Genomic DNA, 18,997 nt, shown 5'->3' with positions numbered 1-18,997 from the left:
CGGAAAATTCTATTGCAAGGTTCCGGGCATGCCTGGCTACCATAGCGGTTCTGCGAGCTCGATGTCGCCGCATCACGGCGTCATGGCTTCCAACTCATCGCCGCAGTCGTCTGGTTCCGGCATGTCGTCGAACCGATACGGCGGTCCGCGCACCATAACGCTCGCCGTGAAGAACGCCGACGTGCTTGACGTCCTCAAGCTCTTGGCCAACGAGAGCGGCCAAAACATCGTTGCCACACAAAACGTCCACGGTTCCGTCACGGTCGATCTCACGGATGTGCCGCTGAAGACCGCGCTCGACCTGATCGTCCGATCGAGCGGGCTCGACTACCGCCAAGTCGGCAACGTCTACGTCGTCGGCACGCCTGCCGATCTCGCGGCGGAGTTCGGCCAATCCGGACAAGTCGCGTCGCAGCAAGTGGCGTTTCCGATCAAATATTCGAATCCGGCCGACCTCGCGAAACAGTTGGCCACGGTCATTCCGGTGACAAGCTTCTCGGTCGACTCGCGCACCGACACGCTGCTCGTCAGCGGAACACCCGACATCATCCAGTCGGCGCGCAACTTCATGGCGCTTGCGGATATCCCGGCGCCGCAGGTGATCTTCGAAGTCAAAGTCGTCGACATCACGTCGAACAATGACACGAACAACAGCGGCATCAGCTGGGCCGGCGCGTCGCCGTTCGATCTGTTCGAGAATTGCGTCGGGTGCCCGCCCGGCGCGGACATCTCCGCCAAACAGTTCAGCGGCAACCCGATCGCGCCGCAGCCGTTCACCCGGAACGCGGTGTTCGTGCAGGGCAAACTCAACTACTTGCTCACGCACAACGAAGCGCAGCTTCTGGCCAACCCGCGCATTTCAGCGCTGGATAACCAACCGGCCAGCCTGCTCGTCGGCACGCAGTACCCGATCGTGTACTTCGATCCGAAAGCCGGCAACTTCCAGGTGAACTACGTCGACATCGGCGTCAAAGTCAACATCACGCCCATCATCAATTCCGACGGCTACATCACCACCACGCTGCACGCGGAGCGCAGCACCATCACGGGTCTCGTGCAGACGTTCCCCATCCTCGATCAGCGCGAGGCGAACTCGACGCTGCGCGTCAAGGATGGCGACACAATCGTGCTCGGCGGCATGCTGGACGACGAGACGACAAAATCGCTCTCGAAGATCCCCCTGCTCGGCGACATCCCGATCTTCGGCGCGTTCTTCCGCAGCGTGCAGACAACGAAACTCCACAACGAAGTTGTCTTCTTGATCACGCCGCACATCGTCGCCGAGAAGTAGCAAGAACGGCGCGCGCCGCAGTCAAAGAAAAGGTCCGCCGGCGCCAGCGCGCTGCGGGCCTTTTTCGTTCGCAAGTCAGTCGGGGATAATACAAAGAAATGTTTCGCTATTTGACCGCCGGCGAGTCGCACGGGCCCGCGCTTGTTGGGATCGTCGACGGGTTGCCGGCAGGCATGCGCGTGGATTTCGAGCTGCTTTCGGCGCAGATGCAGCGCCGGCAAGGCGGGCATGGGCGCGGCAGGCGGATGCAGATCGAGACGGACGCCGTGGATTTCCTGGCCGGACTGCGCGGCGGAGTCACGCTCGGGTCGCCGCTCGCCGTCATCATTAGGAACAAAGATTTTGACAACGTCCGCGCCCTTATGGATCCGCGGACCGGATCGGGGCCGCCGATAACAAGACCGCGCCCGGGTCACGCGGACTATGCCGGCGCCGTGAAATACCGCCATCGCGATCTGCGCAACGTGCTTGAGCGGGCGAGCGCTCGGGAGACCGCCATGCGCGTGGCCATCGGCGAGATCGCACGGCAATACATCGGCCTGATCGGCATCTCCGTGTCCGGTTTTGTCCTGCAGATTGGCGACGTCGCGGTTGCGATACCGGAGGGCACGCCCAGCGCAATCGAGCTGGACGCGTCCCCAGTGCGCTGCCACGACGCCGAGGCGTCGGCCGCAATGGTGGCGTGCATCGATCAGGCGAAGGCGAACGGCGACACGCTCGGCGGCGTTTTCGCCGTGTGCGCATCGGGAATGCCCGTAGGACTCGGCGCGAACCGTCAGCCCTTCGACCGGCTGGACGCGCGGATCGCGGCGGCCATGATGAGCGTGCAGACGGTCAAAGCAGTCGAGGTCGGAACCGGGATCGTCACGGGAGGGTACGTCGGCAGCCGATCGCACGACACGTTCGAGCCCGGTGCGGATAAGCCCAGCCGAGGGAGCAACAGAGCAGGCGGCATCGAAGGCGGCATGTCCAATGGCCAAGACATCGTCGTCCAAGTGCGCGTGAAGCCGATCGCCACGCTGATGAACCCGCTGGCGTCGGTGGACCTGACGACCGGTGAGATCGCGAAGGCCACCATCGTGCGCAGCGACGTGTGTGCCGTCCCGGCCGCCTCGATCATCGGCGAAGCGATGGTCTGCCTCGCGCTTGCAGAAGCGGTGTCGGAGAAGTACGGGGCCGATTCGGTCGAGGAATTGCGCGCGAATTTCGAAGCATCTCAGAAGGGGGCCCTCGCGCTCTTCGCCGTTCCGAAGCACGACGGCCCGGTCATCGCGCCGCAAGGCTAGTGCGCGGCGTCACATCGCCTGCATGTCCCGGATTAATGGTCCTAGCGGCACATCGCTCACGCCGTCTGCACCCGATACATTGAATAAGGGTACAAGACTTTCGTCGTGATCATGGCGCTGCGGGAGCGCATTCGTTCGACGCGCGATCGGCGAGGCGAAACGCCTCAAGAAAAAGTGAGCGGTGGCAAAAGCGACAACGGGCGGGGCACAGGCGGGCGACGGGACTTCGATTGACGAGCAATCGGCGGCTCTTCTCGTCACGGCCCGTGCGAGCCTCGACGCCAAAGACAACAACGGCGCGATCGCGGCTCTGAAAGAGCTTGTGGCGCTTGTCGATTGCCGCCCCGAAGTCCGGCTTGAAGCGGCCGGTCTCTTCGCCGCGGCCGGAGCAAAAGAAGAGGCGATCGGCTCTTACCTCCAAGCGGGCAACGGCTTCCTCTACGATGATGCCGACATGACGCGTGCCCGTCAGGCCTTCATGACGGCTCACGAAATCGATCCGGTCAACGTCGACGTGATCTTCCAGCTCGGTCAAGCCGACGTCGTCGAAGGCCGCACGCAAGACGCGCTCGCGAAATTTATCGACGTGCTGCGCCGCTCGAATCTCAAACACGTGCCCGCGCTCTTCGAAGCGGGCTGCATCTATCAAGCCAACGGCCAGCACGACCAAGCCATTCTCGCGTTCAAGAAGGTGATCGACCGCGACAAGTCCCACAGCCAGGCCTTCGTGCACATGGGGCAGCTCCATCAGACGAAGGGCATGGTTCCGGAAGCGCTCGGCTACTACGTGCACGCCGCGGATATCGCGCGCGAAGCGGGGCACGTCGGCACCGCCCGTCAACTGCTCAACATGGTCCTCGCACTGGATAGCAGCAATCAAAAAGCGCGATTCATGCTCGACGACCTCGAAGATCACGGAGCCGAAGCTGCGGAAGAAGCCGCACCCTTGGCGAAACCGATTCCGAAGGCCGCGGCCGCTCCAAAACCTGCCGCGAAACCGCAGGCTGCCGTTCAAGCGCCCGCAGCAGCGGCGCCGGAGACCGCTACCGCATCACGAGCAGCAGAGCAATCGCTGGCTGCGGCCAAAGCCGATCTCGCAGGCGTGTCGACACAGCGTGACGGGATCGTGGAAGAGATCGACCGCCTTGGCGCCGCGTGCGCCGAACTCGAAGCCGAACTCCTTAGCCGGAAAGCCGACGCGGAGAAATCGCAGCGTCAAGAATCCGACGACGCGCTTCATGCGGGCCGCGACCGCGCGGAGCTCAAGAGCGAGCTCGCGGAGTTGGCCGGACAGCGCTTAGCGACCGAGCTAGAACTCGAATCCGTGAAGTCGACCGTCGAAACGCTTCGCGCCGAGCGCGAGCAGGCGGAAACCGACATCGCACTCTTGCGTGCGCAAAGCGACGCTGCGACCCTTGCGCGGGCGGCGCAAGAAGCGTCGCTGCGGGATCTCGAATCAGCCCGCGCAACCGCGAAATCCGAAATGGACGCGCTCCGGGCGCAAAGCGAAGCCGCGGCGCAGGCCAAGGGAGCCCAAGAAGCCGCGCTGCGCGAGCTTGAGACCAAGCGCGCAGGCGCACTCGCGGATGTGGATTCGCTCCAGGCACAGAGCAAAGTGGCCGCGGAGGCGAGAGCCGCACAAGAAAAGGCATTGCACGAGCTTGAGGCCGCGCGCGCAAGCGTGAAGTCGGAGATGGACGCGCTGCTGACGCAGAGCAAGGCCGCCGCGGAGGCCAAGCTCGCGCAGGAAGCTGCGTTGCGCGATCTCGAGGGCAAGCGCGCGGGCGCGTCGGCCGACGTGGATGCGCTGCTCGCACAAGGCAAGACCGCCGCACAGGCCAAGGCGGCGCAAGAAGCCGCGTTACACGAGCTCGACGCGGCGCGCGCAGCCGCAAAGCTCGAAATGGAGACGCTCCAGGCGCAGAGCAAGGCAGCCGCACAGGCCCGGGCGGCTCAGGAAACGGCGTTGCACGAACTCGAAGCGGCGCGCGCCGCGGCGAAGATCGAAATGGATTCGCTGCAGGCGCAGAGCAAAGCAGCAGCGCAGGCGAAAACCGCTCAGGAAACGGCGCTGCACGAGCTCGAGGCGGCCCGCGCCGCCGCGAAAGCTGAGATGGACGCGCTGCTCGCGCAAAGCAAAGCGGCCGCGCAGACCAAAGCCGCTCAAGAGGCGGCGCTGCGCGAACTTGAAGGCAAGCGCGCCGGCGCGATCGCCGACGTGGACCTGCTGCTGGCGCAAAGCAAAGAAGCAGCTCAGTTGAAGGCCGCTCAGGAAAGCGCGCTTCAGGAACTTGAAGCGGCCCGCTCCGCAGCGAAGCTCGAGATGGACGCGTTGCTGGCGCAAAGCAAGGCCGCCGCACAAGCCAAGGCCATTCAAGAAGCGGCGCTCCGCGAGCTCGAAGGCAGACGCACCGCGGCAAAAGCCGAGATGGACGCGCTCGACGCGCAAAAATCCGCTGCGGAAAAACTTGTCTCCGACGCAAGCGAACGGAGCGGACGCGTCGTCAAGGCCCAGGCGAGCGTCGAGGCCACCATCGCCGAGCTCACCGCCGAGCGAGAGACGGCCGAAACAGCCAAGGCTGCAGAAGAACTCGCGTTGCGCGGCATCGAAGCGCGCCGCACGCACGCACAGGCCGAACTCGATGACTTGCTCGCGCAAAAGGCTTCGGCCGAGATCGCGACAGCCGCCGCCGCCGTTGCAGCCGATGCACTCGCCGCGGAAGAGCAAGCGCTCAAGAAGCTCGTCGCCGAACGCAAAAAACTGGACATGGAGGTCGAAGCGCTGCATGCGGAACGTGCAGCAGCCGAAGAGACCGTCCTCGCGCTGCGCGCCATCGGCGACGAAGCATCGCGCGAGAAGGAAGCGACGCATGCGACCATCGTCTCGGATCTCGCCAAGACCCAAACTGCGCTCGCCGAGCTTGAGTCGAAGAAGCACGATCTAGACGAAGCGTATGCGAACTCAAAGTCCCTCGCCGCTGCCGCCGAACTGAAACGCATCGAAGCTCTGGCCGGAGCGGAAAAGGCCGAAGCCGTGCGCGCCAAGCGCGAGGCAGACGCGGAAGCGCTCGGATTCAAGCTCGTCGCACTTGAGGCCGCGCTCAAAGACACGGACGCCAAGGCCAAGCAGTTCGCCGGCGAAACACTCGCACTCGAGGAGATATCCGCGAAAGTCGGCGAGCAGCGTTACGCCGCGCTGGAGCTCCAGGCCGCGAAGGCCGAAGCGCAAGGCGAACTCACCCAGTTGCGGTCGAACATCGCAACCGCCGAAACGGAATTGACCGGCGTTCGCGCGACGCTGGACTCCGAACAGCGCCGTCAGCCGGCTCAAGCCGGCCCGCACGCGGACGCCGTTGTGGCGACCGTGCCGCCGGAGGTCTGCGGCGAATCGCTGCGCACGATCGAAAATCTCGCCGCCGAAGGAGAGATCCCATTCGAGGTCGCCGCGGAACTCGCCGGCCTCATCCACGAAGGCCGCGCGGTCGAAGCGTTGCGCGTCGCGCGCGCACGCGCGAACGTCGTGGCGGCGCCCGGAGCGTTCTTGCTCGCAGTCGGCGATCTTTCGCGCGACCTCGGGGACGTCAATCGCGCACGAGATGCCTATCGTCTGATGGCTTCGCTCGATCCCAAAAAGGCCAGCTTATCGCACGCTCGGCTCGGTGAACTGTTCCTCACGTTCGCCGATCAAAGCACGGCCGCGGCGCTGCAGCGCGACGACGCGCACTTCGCCTCGGAGAAGGACCCCGCCGCAGCGCTCGAGACGTATGCGGACCTCGTCGCGCGCTTCCCCGATGATCCGCAATTCCGCGAAGAGCTTGGTGCGCTGCACGAAAAGGTGGGCAACAAGCTCGCCGCCGGCGTCGCGTACGGGGCCGCGATGGTGTTGTACCTCGGCAGCGACGACCACGTCCGCGCGAATGAACTCGTGCCTCGGCTGCTCGCCGTCCGTCCGGACGACGGCGCGGCGCTCGAACTTGCCGCTCGCGCGTACGATCGTGCCGGCCGCTCGGCCGAAAGCGCGGCGATGTTGGATCGCGCTCTTGCGGCGTACGGCTTGCAACACCATGCATCCGACGTCGAACGGGTCTGCCGTCAGCTCGCCGAAACCGCCGAAGATCCGGTCCCGTACCGCCGCGAACTCGCGAAGCTGCTTCAAGCGGTGGGCGATCGATCCGGCGCCATCGAGCAGCTCATCGAGGCCGCAGAGCGGCTGGTGCAGTGGTCGCGTGGTCAAGAGGCCCTTGCTGCGCTCAAAGACGCAGAGGCCCTTGCGGGTGACGACCCGATATTCGCCGAGCGCATCTCGGCTCTGAAACTCAAAGCCGCGGATGCCGTGAAAGCGGTCGACGAATCCGTGCGCGGCGACTTGTTCCTAAGCAAAGGCGAGTTCGAGAAAGCGGCCGACGCGTATCGCCGGGCAGTCGCGGAAAATCCGAACGATGCGGGCGCCTCGTACCAACTGGCCTGCTTGCTCACGGATCATTTCCCGGACTACGACACCGCCGAAAAATTGTTGGAGACCGCCGCGGCGATTCGCCCGGGCCATACCGCGACGCGCTATCGCTTGGCCGTGGTGAAAGCCGCCCGGGGAGAGATCGGGCAGGCCATCGAGCTCCTCATCGCCCTCGCGCGCTTCGACGACGCCAACGCCGATTTCATCGAGCAGTTCGTCGCTCGCCTCGAGCGGACCGCCGAAAGCGGCGATGTCGCCGCGAAATATAATCTCGGCATCGCATACCGCGAGCTCGGCCGGGTCGAAGAAGCATTGGTCATCCTGCAATCCATTCAGCGCGAACCGGAGTTCGTGGTGCGCTGCCTCAATGCCATCGGCTTGTGCCTGCGCCGTCAAGGACTCGATACCGCCGCCGCCAAGCGGTTCCAAAAGGCGATCGAGACGTCGGGCTTCCCCGAAGGCCAATACAACGACGCGTTGTACAACCTCGGCGATCTGTACGAAAGCAAGACGGATCAAGAGTCGCTCGCGTTGTCGCTCTCGTCCTTCGAAGAGCTCTACGCGCGCGATTGCACGTATCGCGATGTGGCCGATAAGATCCGCTCAGTCAAGAACAAGATCGGTTCGGTGGAAGGTCCGAAAGTGAAACGCCTGCCCACGCGCAGTGCGGAGATCTCGAACTGATGGGCCGTCCGAACGCGATGGAAGCCACCATCGAAACCGCACACCGCCTCGAGCTCGACGGGCGGCGTGACGACGCCAAGCTTGCGCTCGCGCAAGCGCTTTCGTCCGGCACACCCGCGCGGCGCGGCATGCTCGGAGGCTTGAAAAAAGCCGCGCGGCCCGCTCACTATCACGAAGTCGCGACCCGCTTCGCAGAATTTGCAGCGTCGAGTCCGGCGCCCGCCGATGTGGACCTGGTCGAGCGTTTGGCCGCTGAATTCCCCGACGATGTCGCGATCCGTCTCAGTTTTGCCGCCGTGCTCTGCGGCTCTGGCCGGCGGGCCGACGGTGTCGCCGAGTATGAAGAATTTCTGTTGACCAACGCGGCGGACGGCCGGACCCTTGCCGCGCTCGCGGCTGAATACGCGATTCTCGGCAAGCGCGACGAAGCGCTTGACCGCTTCCGGCGCGCGCTCGATCACTTGCTTAACGAACGTAAGGGCAAAGACGCGTGCGACGCCGCGCGCGGCATCGCCGCACTCAACCCCGAATCGCTCGACGACGCACAGCGGGTCGTGGAGCTTGCCCGCAGCGGCGACACATCCGAATTGCCGGAAGCGCTGGAGCGCTACGCCTTTCTGTGCCATTCGCAAGGCAAGATGTCGCAAGAGGTCGCAGCATGGCGCGAACTGCTCGCGGTCATCCCCGATCGCGCGGACGTGCATCGCGAGCTTGCGAGCGCCTACACGCGCATCTTAGACAGCGATCCTGCCGACGCCGAGGCTTGGGCAGGTCTTGAGGCCATCGATCCAGGTCTTGCAGCCGAGCTCAGCGTGCTCTTGATGCTCGGCGGCAACTATGTCCGCGACTGATCTTCGAAAAGCTAAAGGCTGAGCGGGACGCGGCCGACAATCCCTATTAGATGACATGCGTGACGCCGTGCCAGACGAGGCGGTCGATTTACGCTGAGGCCAATACGTGAGGCCGCTTCGGCCCAGGCCCAATTCCATCGGCCAATTGACGATAACGATCATCGTTCTCGTCTTCTTGGTGCTGTTCGGGGTGAGCTTCGTATCGCACCAGGCCGCGGGCGAGCCAATGGTGCCGTCGCGCCTTGCCGAATTGCTGCATCGCCCGGATCCGACGTTGCCGCTGGGAATGACGTACGACTTCGAGATATTGGATCCGCTTACCGAGCGGCCGTTGCCCATTTTGCCGGACCACGGCGATGTACAATTTCGATTTGCGGTGACCAACGACTCCGCGCTGCCGATGACGCTGTCATTTCCATCGGAACTGCAGTGCGAGTTCGTCACCCGCCGCGTCCATTCGTACCTCGGCGGACTTATTGTGTTGCCGTTGGAAGTCTGGCGTTCGTCGTACTTCCATAATATACGGCGAACACCGACCACGCTTCGACTCGTGCCCGGTCAGACAAAGGTCTACGTCGCGGACTGGACGATCGATGAATCGCCGACCAGCCCTACGCCGGCCGGAGAATATCGGCTGGTCGCAAGCTTCTACGGCGTCGAAGAGACGCAGGCGCTGACCAAACCGTTCTGAGGCGGGCCGCCTTGCGGCGCGCGTCGAACCGCCGGTTCGATGAATCTCTGGTTGACCGGCTTCATGGGCGCGGGAAAGACGACGACCGCGCGACGGCTGGCACGGATCCTCACTCTGCCGTTCACCGACACCGACACCGAGATCGAGCGTGAGCACGGACCGATCGCCGACATCTTCGAGACGGCCGGCGAGGGCGAATTCCGGTCGCTTGAGGCCGCGGCGATCGTAAGGCTTGCGGCGGCTTCGGCGACGATCGTCGCCGTCGGCGGCGGTGCTGTCGTGTCGGCCGCAAATCGCGCGGCGATGCACGGGAGCGGAACCATCGTGCACCTCTCCATCACGCCAGCCGGAGCGTTCTCGCGGGTCGCGCATCGAAGCCACAGGCCGTTGCTTGGGGCGGCGCCCGATCTCGCGACGATTCAGCGGGTGATGACTGCGCGCGCGGACGCGTACGCCGATAACGACCATTGCGTGTTCGTGGATGGCCGCACTCCGGTTTCCGTCGCGCACGCCGTCGCGCGATGGTATCGTCGCCGCGCCTCCTCCGTGGCGTCAAACGCTTGACGCGGCGAGGTCGGGTTCAATATCTCGCGTCGCAGCGTGCCGAAGTGGATCTCGTGCGAGCGGCCGCCGGGTCGGGGGCGCGCGACGCGTACATCGTCTTCGATCGCGCGGTTGGACCGCGCGCCGCGGCCGCGCGAAAGAAACTCGACGATGCCGGCGTGCGTGTCCTCGGGCAAACAGGCGTAGCCGGAGGCGAGAGGTGTAAGCGTCTGTCGTCCGTCGCGAAGCTGTACAGCGATTTCGTCGCCGCCGGCGCGAGCAGGTCGACGCTCGTCGTCGCGATCGGCGGCGGCACCGTGACCGACCTCGCCGGTTTCGCCGCGGCCACGTACCTTCGCGGCGTGCCGTGGGTCGCGGTCGCTACCACGGTGCTCGGTATGGTGGATGCGGCGATCGGGGGCAAGACCGGCGTGGACCTGAAAGAGGGCAAAAATCTGGCCGGATCGTTTTGGCAGCCGATCGCCGTGGTCGGGGACCTGGGCGCTCTCGAGACGCTCCCGCTGCGCGAGCGCCGAACCGGCATGGCTGAAATCGTGAAGCACGGGATCGTCGGCGATCCAGGGTTGTTCCGCGAGTGCGAGACATTCGATGTCGGTGCGGCAGTGGGCCGTTGGCCCGCATTGATCTCTCGAGCGGCCGCAGTCAAATTGCGGATCGTCGGCCTGGATCCGTTGGAATCCGGCGTTCGGGTCACGCTGAATCTTGGGCACACCGTGGGTCACGCGCTCGAATTCGCGAGCGGCTTCCGCCTCTCGCATGGCGCGGCCGTTGCCGTCGGATTGCGCGCTGCGGGATTGCTTGCGTTGAATCGCGGGATGTGGAGTGCGTCCGCGCACGCGCGGGTCCTCGGCGCGCTTTCAAATGCTGGTCTTGACACGCACGCTGAGGGCATTTCCGTTTCCGCCGCGCTGGTCGCGATGCGACGCGATAAGAAACGCGCAGGCGGCAAACATCGATTCGTGCTTCCAGACCGGATCGGTAAGGTGATCCCAGGCATCGATGTGCGTGAACCGGAGATCCGTCGCGTTCTCGCACAATGCAGCCGGCCGGCCGGCGAGGGCGAACGCGCGGGGTGACACTTCGGGGCCTTGTCGAGGTGGTCGTCGACGTCCCCACCGGACGCCTTGACGGCGCATTTACGTACGATGCCGGCGACGGCGTCGAGCTCGGCGCACGCGTCCGCGTGCCGCTCGGAAACCGCGCGGTCGACGGCTGGGTCGTCGGACCCGCGGCGGCCGGCGACGTTGCGAACGACGCCGTCAAGGCGTTGGAGGGAATCGACGCCGACGCGCCCACGCTCGACCCCTCGGCGATCGAGCTCGCTGCGTGGTTGCGATACCGATTCGTATGCACGTATCGCGAAGCGCTGTTGACCGCCGCGCCGCGCTCGACGAACGCCGCCGCTCACCGCCGGTACGTCTTCGTGGCGGCGCCTCACGCCGAAGACGGGTTCGCGACGACGCTCGCTCGCGCCGCCGGCGAATCGCCGTTCACCCTTGTGACGGCGGCCCGCGCGCTCAAACGCGCACGGCTGAAGACCACGCTCGCGGCCCTGCGGCGCGAACTCGGCCGCTTGATCGCTTCGAATGTCTTGGAGCGCCGCGAGGCACTGCAACGCGGCGCGCCACGGACCTCGCGCGTCCCGTCGCGGGTTGTGATCGCGGATGCGTCGCTGGCAAAAGGGCCCGCGCAGCGCAGACTAGCCGACGCCCTGCTCGCATCGGACGGATCGCTGCCGGCCGCGGACGCAAGGCGACGTGCGGCCGTCACGGCCGACACGATCAAGCGCGCCGAACGTTCGGGCATGGTCCGCATCGAAGCGTTTCAAGCGCGCGATCGGGCGGTCGTCACCGCGATCACCGGCGGGTTTGCGAGCACGGCCGGACAAGCCGATGCGATCGAACGAATCGACGCCGCTGCGCGCGCCGGCACTGCCGTCGCGTTGCTCCACGGCGTGACCGGTTCGGGAAAAACGCATATCTACGCGCAGCTCGTCGATCGCGTGCGGGCGCGCGGCGGGCGCTCCATAGTCCTCGTGCCGGAGATCTCACTGACGCCGCAGACCGCGGCGCGTTTTTCCGCCGCATTCGGGGACCGGGTCGGCGTGTTGCACAGCGGCTTGTCTGCAGCCGAACGCAATCGCGTCTGGCAGGCCGCCGCGGACGGTGCGCTCGACGTCGTCGTCGGCGCGCGGTCGGCGGTGTTCGCGCCGCTGCCCGACGTGCGGCTCATCGTTGTGGACGAAGAACAAGAGCCATCGTACAAGCAGGATGTCGCGCCGCGTTACGACGCGCAAGCCGTCGCGCGCAGGCGCATGCTCGTGGCCGGCGGCACGGTGGTGTTCGGCAGCGCCACGCCAAGCTTAGAGATCTACAACGAGGCGCTTGAGGGTTCCATCTTGCACGTGAGGCTTGCGGAGCGCGCGACAAGCGCACCGCTGCCTCCGGTTGAGATTGTGGACATGACGGCCGAACGCGGCGAGCGCGCGCGGCGGCCGCTCGGACCGACGTTGGTCGCCGCCGTGGACGCGGCATTGCGCCGCGGCGAGAAGGCGCTTCTATTCGTAAACCGGCGCGGCTACGCCGGTTTGCTGCTCTGCCGCGCGTGCGGTTTCGCGCCCCGTTGCAGACGCTGCGCGATCTCCCTGGTCGTGCACAGCGCCGACGGATCCTTGCGCTGCCACGTGTGCGGCGCCGCCTATCGGGTTCCAGAAGATTGCCCGAAATGTCTTGCTCACGAATTGCGGCCGTTCGGTTACGGCACACAGCGGGTAGAGGAAGAAGTGCGGGCGCTTTTTCCGGCTGCACGCGTCGTGCGTATGGACGCCGACACGACAGGCACGCGCGGCGCGCACGGCCGATTGCTGCATTCGTTTGGCGATGACGGCGATATCCTCATCGGCACGCAGATGATCGCGAAGGGTTTGGATTTTCCGACGGTGACCGTGGTAGGAGTGATCTCGGCCGATGTCGATCTTCATCGCCCGGATTTCCGCGCGGCCGAGCGCACATTTGCGTTGTTGACGCAGGTAGCCGGCCGGGCCGGCCGGGTGTCGCCCGGCAGCAGCGTGATCGTGCAGACGTATTCTCCCGAACACTACGCGGTGACGCACGCGGCTCGTCACGACTACGACGCGTTCGCGAAACAAGAACTAGCGCTGCGGCGCGAGCTCTCGTATCCGCCGTTCGGCAGGCTCGCGTATATCGGCGTCGCCGGTGTCGATGCGGCGGCGGCTGAGAAAGCGGCCGCACATCTCGCCGGTGCGCTCGTTTCGGATTTTCCCGGCGTCCAAGTATTGGGGCCGGCGCCCGATCCGCTGCCGAAGGCCCGCGGCGAATACCGTCTGCGGATCGCGCTGAAGTCGGCGAGCGAGGAGCGACTGTTGGATGCGGCGCACGCGGCACACGATGCGCGGCCGCAAGGCGACGTGCGCGTAACCGTGACCGTCGACCCGCGCTGAAACAGGAGAACTTTGCGGGGGCATCCGTACTAGGGCAAGCATCGCTTGCCCCGTTTTCGTAGGAGGGTGAGCAACGCTCACCCAATGGGCAAGCGATGCTTGCCCTCCTACGGGATGGACTAAGCTAGAAAGTCGACCCGATTCCGAGCTGCAACGCGGTGACGGACTGCGGCGAATAGGAGCTAGGGCCGCCGGAATGGCCGCCGAGCCCGATCGAGATGAAGAGTCCGCCGCTGCCGTTTGGAGCCACCGCCACGCCCATTTGGTAGGTGAACAGCGATCCGCGCACTGCGGGTTTGGTGGGCGGCGATACGCCGATCTCCGGAAACGAAAGCGACGGGTAGAAGAAGAGCTTGCCGTACGCGCTGAGATGTTGAGTCGTGTCGGGCATGAAGAGCCCGCCGATTCCTGATCCGGTCGCGGATGAGATGCCGTTGAAGCGCTGCAACGAGATGATTCCGAGGCCTATCGCGCCGCGTGCGCCGCGCGGATCGTAAAGCAGCGCGCCTTCGGTGGTCGTGACGTTTGGTTTGTCGCCGCCATGGAATGAATCGTCTTGAAGCCGCAACGACGCGGCGAAGGCTCGCGAAAGCTTGCCGGTGACATCGATGGTGAATCCGCGGCCGCCGGTTGACGGAAACGCGAGCGGCGGCGCGGTACTTTTGGCCGGCACATAGTTTCCGCCCGAGCCGTTTGCGACGTCAAAGACGATGGCACCGTAGCCATTGATGCCCGGGGAAGCGCTTTCAAGCGGAGACGGACTCGGGAACGGATTTGTCGTGGCACGGCCGCCGGGCAGCGCTGAAGGCGAAGAAGAAGCTGAAGGTGCTGGTGTGGGCAGGGGAGCGCTTGCGGCAGCGGTCCCGCCGAACGAGCAAGTCGTCGCCGCGGCCAATGCGATCAGCCAAGCTGCGGCTATGCCTGCCGCTTTTGTCAACGGTCAGGCTTTCTTTGTCGTTTTCTTCGCCATGCGCGACTTCTGCCGCGCGGCTTTGTTCTTATGGATGATGCCGCGCGCCGCGGCTTTATCGAGCGCGGAGGACGCGGTCTTCACGGTTTCGGCGTCGGCGGTTTCCGCGCCGGCCTTTTTGACGAGAGTCTTCAATTTTGTCTTCGCCGACAGATTGCGTTTGCGGCGCTTCTCGGACGCGCGGGTCCACTTGATCGCAGCTTTGATATTCGGCACCAAATGCTCCTTAATCGCGTTGGCAAAAATCCACGAAATCATACCATATTTACACGCCTCGAAGCAAGGCGGCGCGCATCTTTCGGGGGAGATTAGCGTCAAACGCGGAACAAAAGCTTCGTCTTGACGAACGTCTTCCTGCGCGCAGTCGTGAATCCCGCACTTGCGCCGCATACGCTGGCCGAATGTGCGCGCGCGCTGGTGAGTTGCGGGACGGTCGTGCACAATCAGAACGACGCCGATCTCAATTGCTCGGCGATCACGTGCGTGCTATCGATGGATCGACTTATCGCGGCGATGGAGATCGTGGCCTCGTGCGCAGCCGGCGTGCATGCCGCCGGACGCGCGTATCGCATTGAATTGATGGCGGCCGATCAGACCGATTTGCCGGATGAAGAAACGCTGCGGTCCATCGCCGTGGCGGCACACGGCGCATTTGCGGCGCCGGTCTACGTGGCCCATCGACGCGTTCCCGCCGCCGCGTGGGCGTTCGCGCGCCCAATGCCCTGGGGCCGCAAGGGCCTGAGCGTTGGCCAATCAGGTCCGACATTGCCCTTCGGCGGCTCGGAATGCCGAGGCGTCGCGATCGAGGTCGGTGCGCCGACCGTGATCCTCAAGGCGCGATTGGAGGCCGTTCCCGACGAAGCGCTCGTGCGCATGTGCGCGGCGGTCGGCGGCGCGGACAGCGGATTCAGCGACGTCGGCGCGTATGCCGCAGCATCGGAAGCCGACGGCACATCGGTGGTCGTGCTCGAATATGGCGACCTCAAACGCGCCCCCTTGCATCGCGCATTAGCGGTGCTCGACATCGAGGCGCGCCGCTACGGCGGACGGCTCGGCGCCGCGGCGCTGCTCTCGCACGTGCCGCTGGACGCGTTGCTCGGCGTTCTGAATGCGAACATCGGATTGAACGCTCAACGAGGACAAGTGCTCGAGACACATCTCGCATCGATGCAGCAGCGGTCGCGGTAGCGGGTCATGACCCTCCCGCACATCGCTCCGAGCTGGAGCGACCTCGTCGACATAGCGCTCACTTCGTATATCGTCTACATCGTGCTGCTCTTGATACGAGGAACGCGCGCCGTGCAGATATTGCAGGGCATCGCGTTGCTGGTCGTGCTGCGTCAACTCGTGGAATATTTCCATCTGTGGACGATGTTCTCGATACTCAACGGTCTGCTGATCGCGATCGGTGTGGCCATTCCGGTCGTCTTTCAGCCGGAGCTGCGCCGGGCGCTGGCGCAGATCGGGCGGACCGGTTTCCTCGAACCGCACGCCGCGCATCACGATGCCGAGGCGATCGCCGAGCTGTGCAGCGCGCTTTCGTCGACGGCGGTCTTGCTGTCGCGGGCGGCGATCGGCGCGCTCGTCGTCGTCGAGCGCAATACGGGCCTCGAAGAGTACGCCGAGAGCGGCACCGCGCTCGACGCGCACATCTCGGCAGAGTTGCTCGTAGCGCTCTTCATGCCGCGGACGCCTCTGCACGACGGCGCGGTCATCGTGCGGCGCGACCGGATTTTGGCTGCTGGCTGCTTCCTGCCGTTGTCGGAGAACGTCGACAGCGCCGACAGACGGCGCGGCACGCGCCATCGTGCGGCGATCGGCATCACCGAGCAGACCGATGCCGTCGCTCTGGTCGTCTCCGAGGAGACCGGTGCCATCGCCGTCGCGCAGGACGGCAAGCTGACCGATCATTTCGGATCGGCTGATGCGATCAACCATGCGCTGAAGAGCATTTTCACGCGGCCGTCGCCGGTGCGCCCAGCCGGCTGGATCGACGCGGTACGCAACCTGTGGAGCCGGTCGGCGAAGAACAATGCTCGAATCGATTAGCCGCAATTTCGGGCTGAAGGCCGCGGCGCTTCTGATCGGATTCATCCTCTGGTTCACGTTCAACTACCTGACCGCCGGCGCGACGACGTACTCCAAGACGCTCGTCGTTCCCGTCACGGTGCAGCATGTTTCAAGCGGACTCGTCGCGGCGACGACGATCCGCCAGGTGACGATAGAGCTTTCGGGTGCGCGAACGAAACTCGACGGATTATCGCCCGACGACTTCACCGCGTTCGTCGACGGCACTGGAAAAGGTCCGGGCACGTATGCACTGGAGATCTCGCTTCGCGGCGCCGGCACGGACAGCGTCAAATCCATCACGCCGTCCACGGCCACGCTCGTGCTGGACCGTTACGGATACCGCCGAGTGCCGGTCGTGCCGCAAGATACCGGCGCCGCCGACGGCATGCGTCTGGAGGTCGTCCCCACGACCGTCGTAGTGGCGGGCGCCCAATCAACCGTCGCGCAGGTCATGGCCGCCGAAGTGACGTTCGCGTATCCGGCCGATAAGAAACCTGTGGTGATGGAATTGCGCCCCGTGGCGGTCAACAACCAACTTCTCCCCGTTCCCGGCATCACGATGGATCCGCCGGTCGTGCACGCGACGGTCGGAGTGATGAAGGAGTCGAAATCCCTATGAGCCGCATATTCGGCACGGACGGCGTTCGCGGTGTGGCAAACGAGTTCTTGACGCCTGAGCTTGCGTTCGCCCTTGGCCGCGCCGGCGGATTCGTATTGACGGAGCACGGCGAACGGCGTCCTGTGCTTGTCGGCCGGGATACCCGCTGCTCGGGTCCGATGCTCGAAGAGGCGCTCACCGCTGGACTCTGTTCTGTCGGATTGGACGTCTGGAAACTTGGCGTCGTGCCGACGCCGGGCGTCGCGTTCCTCACTCGGCAGCTCGACGCGGCGGCCGGCGTCATGATCTCGGCGTCGCACAATCCGATCGAAGACAACGGGATCAAATTCTTCGCGTCGGATGGCTGCAAGCTGCCGGACACGCTCGAAGACGAGCTCGCCGAGCATGTGGAAGCGCACCACAAGCTGCCGCGTCCGACGGGTGCGAGCGTCGGCACTGTTCTCGATCGCCGCCGCTCGGTCGGTGCGTACGCGCGCCATTGCTTTGGACTCGGCAGCAGTCTCGCCGGCCGCACAATCGTCGTCGACGGCGCATACGGCGCGGCGTACGATATCGGTCCGAAAGTCTTCGCGCAACTTGGCGCGACCGTCGTGAAGATCCACTGCCTGCCCGACGGACGGCGCATCAACGTCAAATGCGGTGCTACGGATCTCTCTTCGCTGCGGGCGACCGTGCGGAAGATTCCGGGCAGTTTCGGCGTGGCATTCGACGGTGATGCCGATCGTGCGCTTTTCGTGGACGAGGACGGCCACGATGTCACCGGCGATCACGTGCTCGCCATTTGGGCCAAAGCCTTACTCGCAGCGGGTGAGTTGCCGAAGGACACCGTCGTCGCAACGGTGATGAGCAACCTGGGTCTGGAACTCGCTATGCGCGAAATGGGCGTGACGATGCTGCGGACTGCGGTCGGAGATCGCTATGTCTTGGAAGAGATGCAGCGCGGCGGGTACCGGCTCGGCGGAGAACAGTCCGGCCACATCATCGACCTCGCGTCGAACACGACCGGTGACGGCGTTGCAACTGCCGTGCGGGTGTTCAGCCTCATCGGCGCAGGTAATACACTCGCATCGTTGGCCGCCGTGATGACCGTCTTCCCACAGATTCTCATCAACGTGCGCGTGCGCGACAAAGCCTGCCTTGAGGCTGACGATAGGGTTAAGCAGGCTGTGGCGAGCGTTGAGGCGGCTCTCGCAGGCCGTGGGCGGCTCCTCGTGCGCCCGTCGGGCACGGAGCCTCTGGTGCGCATCATGATTGAAGGCGACGACGAGGCCGAGATGAACAAAATGGCAGCCGGCATCGCCGAGAGCATTCAAGCGGCACAGCCAGTCTAAAAGCGGGACGGACCCGCTTAGTATGAAGGACGATACATTTAGTAGCCGAAGGCGTCTCGTAGTGACCGGCAGCACGGCTGTAACGAGGTCATTCTGTTAATATTATTAAGTCACGTCGCCGAGCTATAGAGCTCGGGGGGAGTGCACAGTTACTAGCCGGGTTCCCGCGTAAGCGGAACCCGAACGCCAATCGCCGAGTTCGCTTTCGAGGCTTCGAACGCCGAAAGCGAAGCGGGGGACCCAGGGACTTGGGGTGAGTCCGCGCAGCGCGCGGAGGCGCACTTTCAGCGCTAACCCGACAGCTAACCCCGTAGGCGTTGAAAGAGGACCAGTTGCCTAGACGTATAGCTTTATTCTCGTCAATGCTCGCGCTGTGCGCCGTATTCGGTCAGCAATCTGCAGCGCAAGCAACGTCGCTTCACCGGCCCGTCGTTTGCACCGTGCAACCGGGCGACTCGCTTTGGGCCATCTCCCAGCGGGTCCACGTCTCCACCGCGAAGATCGAAAACCTCAACCACCTGACGGACCGCAGCATTTTGCAGCCCGGCGAGAATCTTATTGTGGGCGAGCGCGCGGTCGTCGCGCCGAAGCGCGTGAGCCATGTGGCCGCGATGCAACCCCGTACTGCGATCCGGATGACTCCGGTGCACCGGTTAGCGCGGACAACGATGTCGGCGATCTCGGCGCCCACGATGGCATCGCAGGCCGTTTGGGCTGCGACGCATGT

The 18,997-nt window shown here is 64.8% G+C and carries 15 protein-coding genes and 1 riboswitch; of the genes, 13 read left to right on the top strand and 2 right to left on the bottom strand.

The genetic code is table 11. The features are described from left to right. The 8 genes from VII69_05180 to priA form a co-directional block, all read left to right on the top strand. Positions 1-1,291 (top strand): secretin N-terminal domain-containing protein (locus VII69_05180; protein HEY5094498.1); only part of this gene is annotated, 1,291 nt, incomplete at its 5' end. 98 nt (positions 1,292-1,389) lie between these two features. Continuing rightward, the gene (gene aroC / locus VII69_05175) at positions 1,390-2,577 is read left to right on the top strand and encodes a chorismate synthase (protein ID HEY5094497.1); all 1,188 of its coding nucleotides are present in this window, start codon (positions 1,390-1,392) and stop codon (positions 2,575-2,577) included. 181 nt (positions 2,578-2,758) lie between these two features. Then, the gene (locus tag VII69_05170; GenBank protein HEY5094496.1) at positions 2,759-7,714 is read left to right on the top strand and encodes a tetratricopeptide repeat protein; all 4,956 of its coding nucleotides are present in this window, start codon (positions 2,759-2,761) and stop codon (positions 7,712-7,714) included. After that, the gene (locus VII69_05165; GenBank protein ID HEY5094495.1) at positions 7,714-8,565 is read left to right on the top strand and encodes a hypothetical protein; all 852 of its coding nucleotides are present in this window, start codon (positions 7,714-7,716) and stop codon (positions 8,563-8,565) included. The genes VII69_05170 and VII69_05165 overlap by 1 nt, the downstream gene beginning before the upstream one ends. Positions 8,566-8,671: 106 nt before the next feature. Then, positions 8,672-9,256: a BsuPI-related putative proteinase inhibitor gene (locus VII69_05160; GenBank protein ID HEY5094494.1), complete on the top strand. Its 585-nt coding sequence runs from the start codon at positions 8,672-8,674 to the stop codon at positions 9,254-9,256. Between the two features lie 39 nt (positions 9,257-9,295). Then, a complete protein-coding gene (locus tag VII69_05155) occupies positions 9,296-9,820 on the top strand; it encodes a shikimate kinase (protein HEY5094493.1) in 525 nt (174 codons plus the stop codon). Between the two features lie 44 nt (positions 9,821-9,864). Beyond that, positions 9,865-10,896: a 3-dehydroquinate synthase family protein gene (locus VII69_05150; GenBank protein HEY5094492.1), complete on the top strand. Its 1,032-nt coding sequence runs from the start codon at positions 9,865-9,867 to the stop codon at positions 10,894-10,896. After that, entirely contained in the window at positions 10,893-13,280 is a 2,388-nt protein-coding gene (priA, locus tag VII69_05145) for a primosomal protein N' (GenBank protein ID HEY5094491.1), read from the top strand. The genes VII69_05150 and priA overlap by 4 nt, the downstream gene beginning before the upstream one ends. Positions 13,281-13,404: 124 nt before the next feature. On the opposite strand, the gene VII69_05140 is transcribed toward priA, so the two are convergent. Together VII69_05140 and rpsT are read right to left on the bottom strand one after the other, a co-directional pair. After that, positions 13,405-14,217: a hypothetical protein gene (locus VII69_05140; protein ID HEY5094490.1), complete on the bottom strand. Its 813-nt coding sequence runs from the start codon at positions 14,215-14,217 to the stop codon at positions 13,405-13,407. A gap of 3 nt (positions 14,218-14,220) precedes the next feature. After that, a complete protein-coding gene (gene rpsT / locus VII69_05135; protein HEY5094489.1) occupies positions 14,221-14,466 on the bottom strand; it encodes a 30S ribosomal protein S20 in 246 nt (81 codons plus the stop codon). A 123-nt stretch (positions 14,467-14,589) separates the two neighbouring features. On the opposite strand from rpsT, the gene VII69_05130 reads away from it, so the two are divergent. The 5 genes from VII69_05130 to VII69_05110 all read left to right on the top strand — a co-directional run. Beyond that, positions 14,590-15,438: a hypothetical protein gene (locus VII69_05130; GenBank protein ID HEY5094488.1), complete on the top strand. Its 849-nt coding sequence runs from the start codon at positions 14,590-14,592 to the stop codon at positions 15,436-15,438. A 6-nt stretch (positions 15,439-15,444) separates the two neighbouring features. Beyond that, positions 15,445-16,299 (top strand): diadenylate cyclase CdaA, encoded by an 855-nt coding sequence (gene cdaA / locus VII69_05125; GenBank protein ID HEY5094487.1) that lies wholly within the window; start codon positions 15,445-15,447, stop codon positions 16,297-16,299. After that, positions 16,283-16,939, top strand: a complete 657-nt coding sequence (locus VII69_05120) for a CdaR family protein (protein HEY5094486.1) — start codon at positions 16,283-16,285, stop codon at positions 16,937-16,939. Before cdaA ends, VII69_05120 begins: the two co-directional genes overlap by 17 nt. Continuing rightward, positions 16,936-18,270 carry a phosphoglucosamine mutase gene (glmM, locus tag VII69_05115; GenBank protein ID HEY5094485.1) on the top strand — a complete coding sequence of 445 codons (1,335 nt, stop codon included), beginning with the start codon at positions 16,936-16,938 and terminating at the stop codon, positions 18,268-18,270. Before VII69_05120 ends, glmM begins: the two co-directional genes overlap by 4 nt. Positions 18,271-18,451: 181 nt before the next feature. Next, positions 18,452-18,601: riboswitch (cyclic di-AMP (ydaO/yuaA leader) on the top strand. Between the two features lies 1 nt (position 18,602). Then, the coding region (locus VII69_05110; protein ID HEY5094484.1) for a LysM peptidoglycan-binding domain-containing protein at positions 18,603-18,997 on the top strand (395 nt) is incomplete at its 3' end.

This window comes from Candidatus Eremiobacteraceae bacterium (assembly GCA_036511855.1).
In the GTDB taxonomy this organism is placed as follows: domain Bacteria; phylum Vulcanimicrobiota; class Vulcanimicrobiia; order Eremiobacterales; family Eremiobacteraceae; genus JABCYQ01.
Note: the sequence above shows the minus strand (reverse complement) of the source record. Positions and strands in the feature narration are given on the sequence as shown.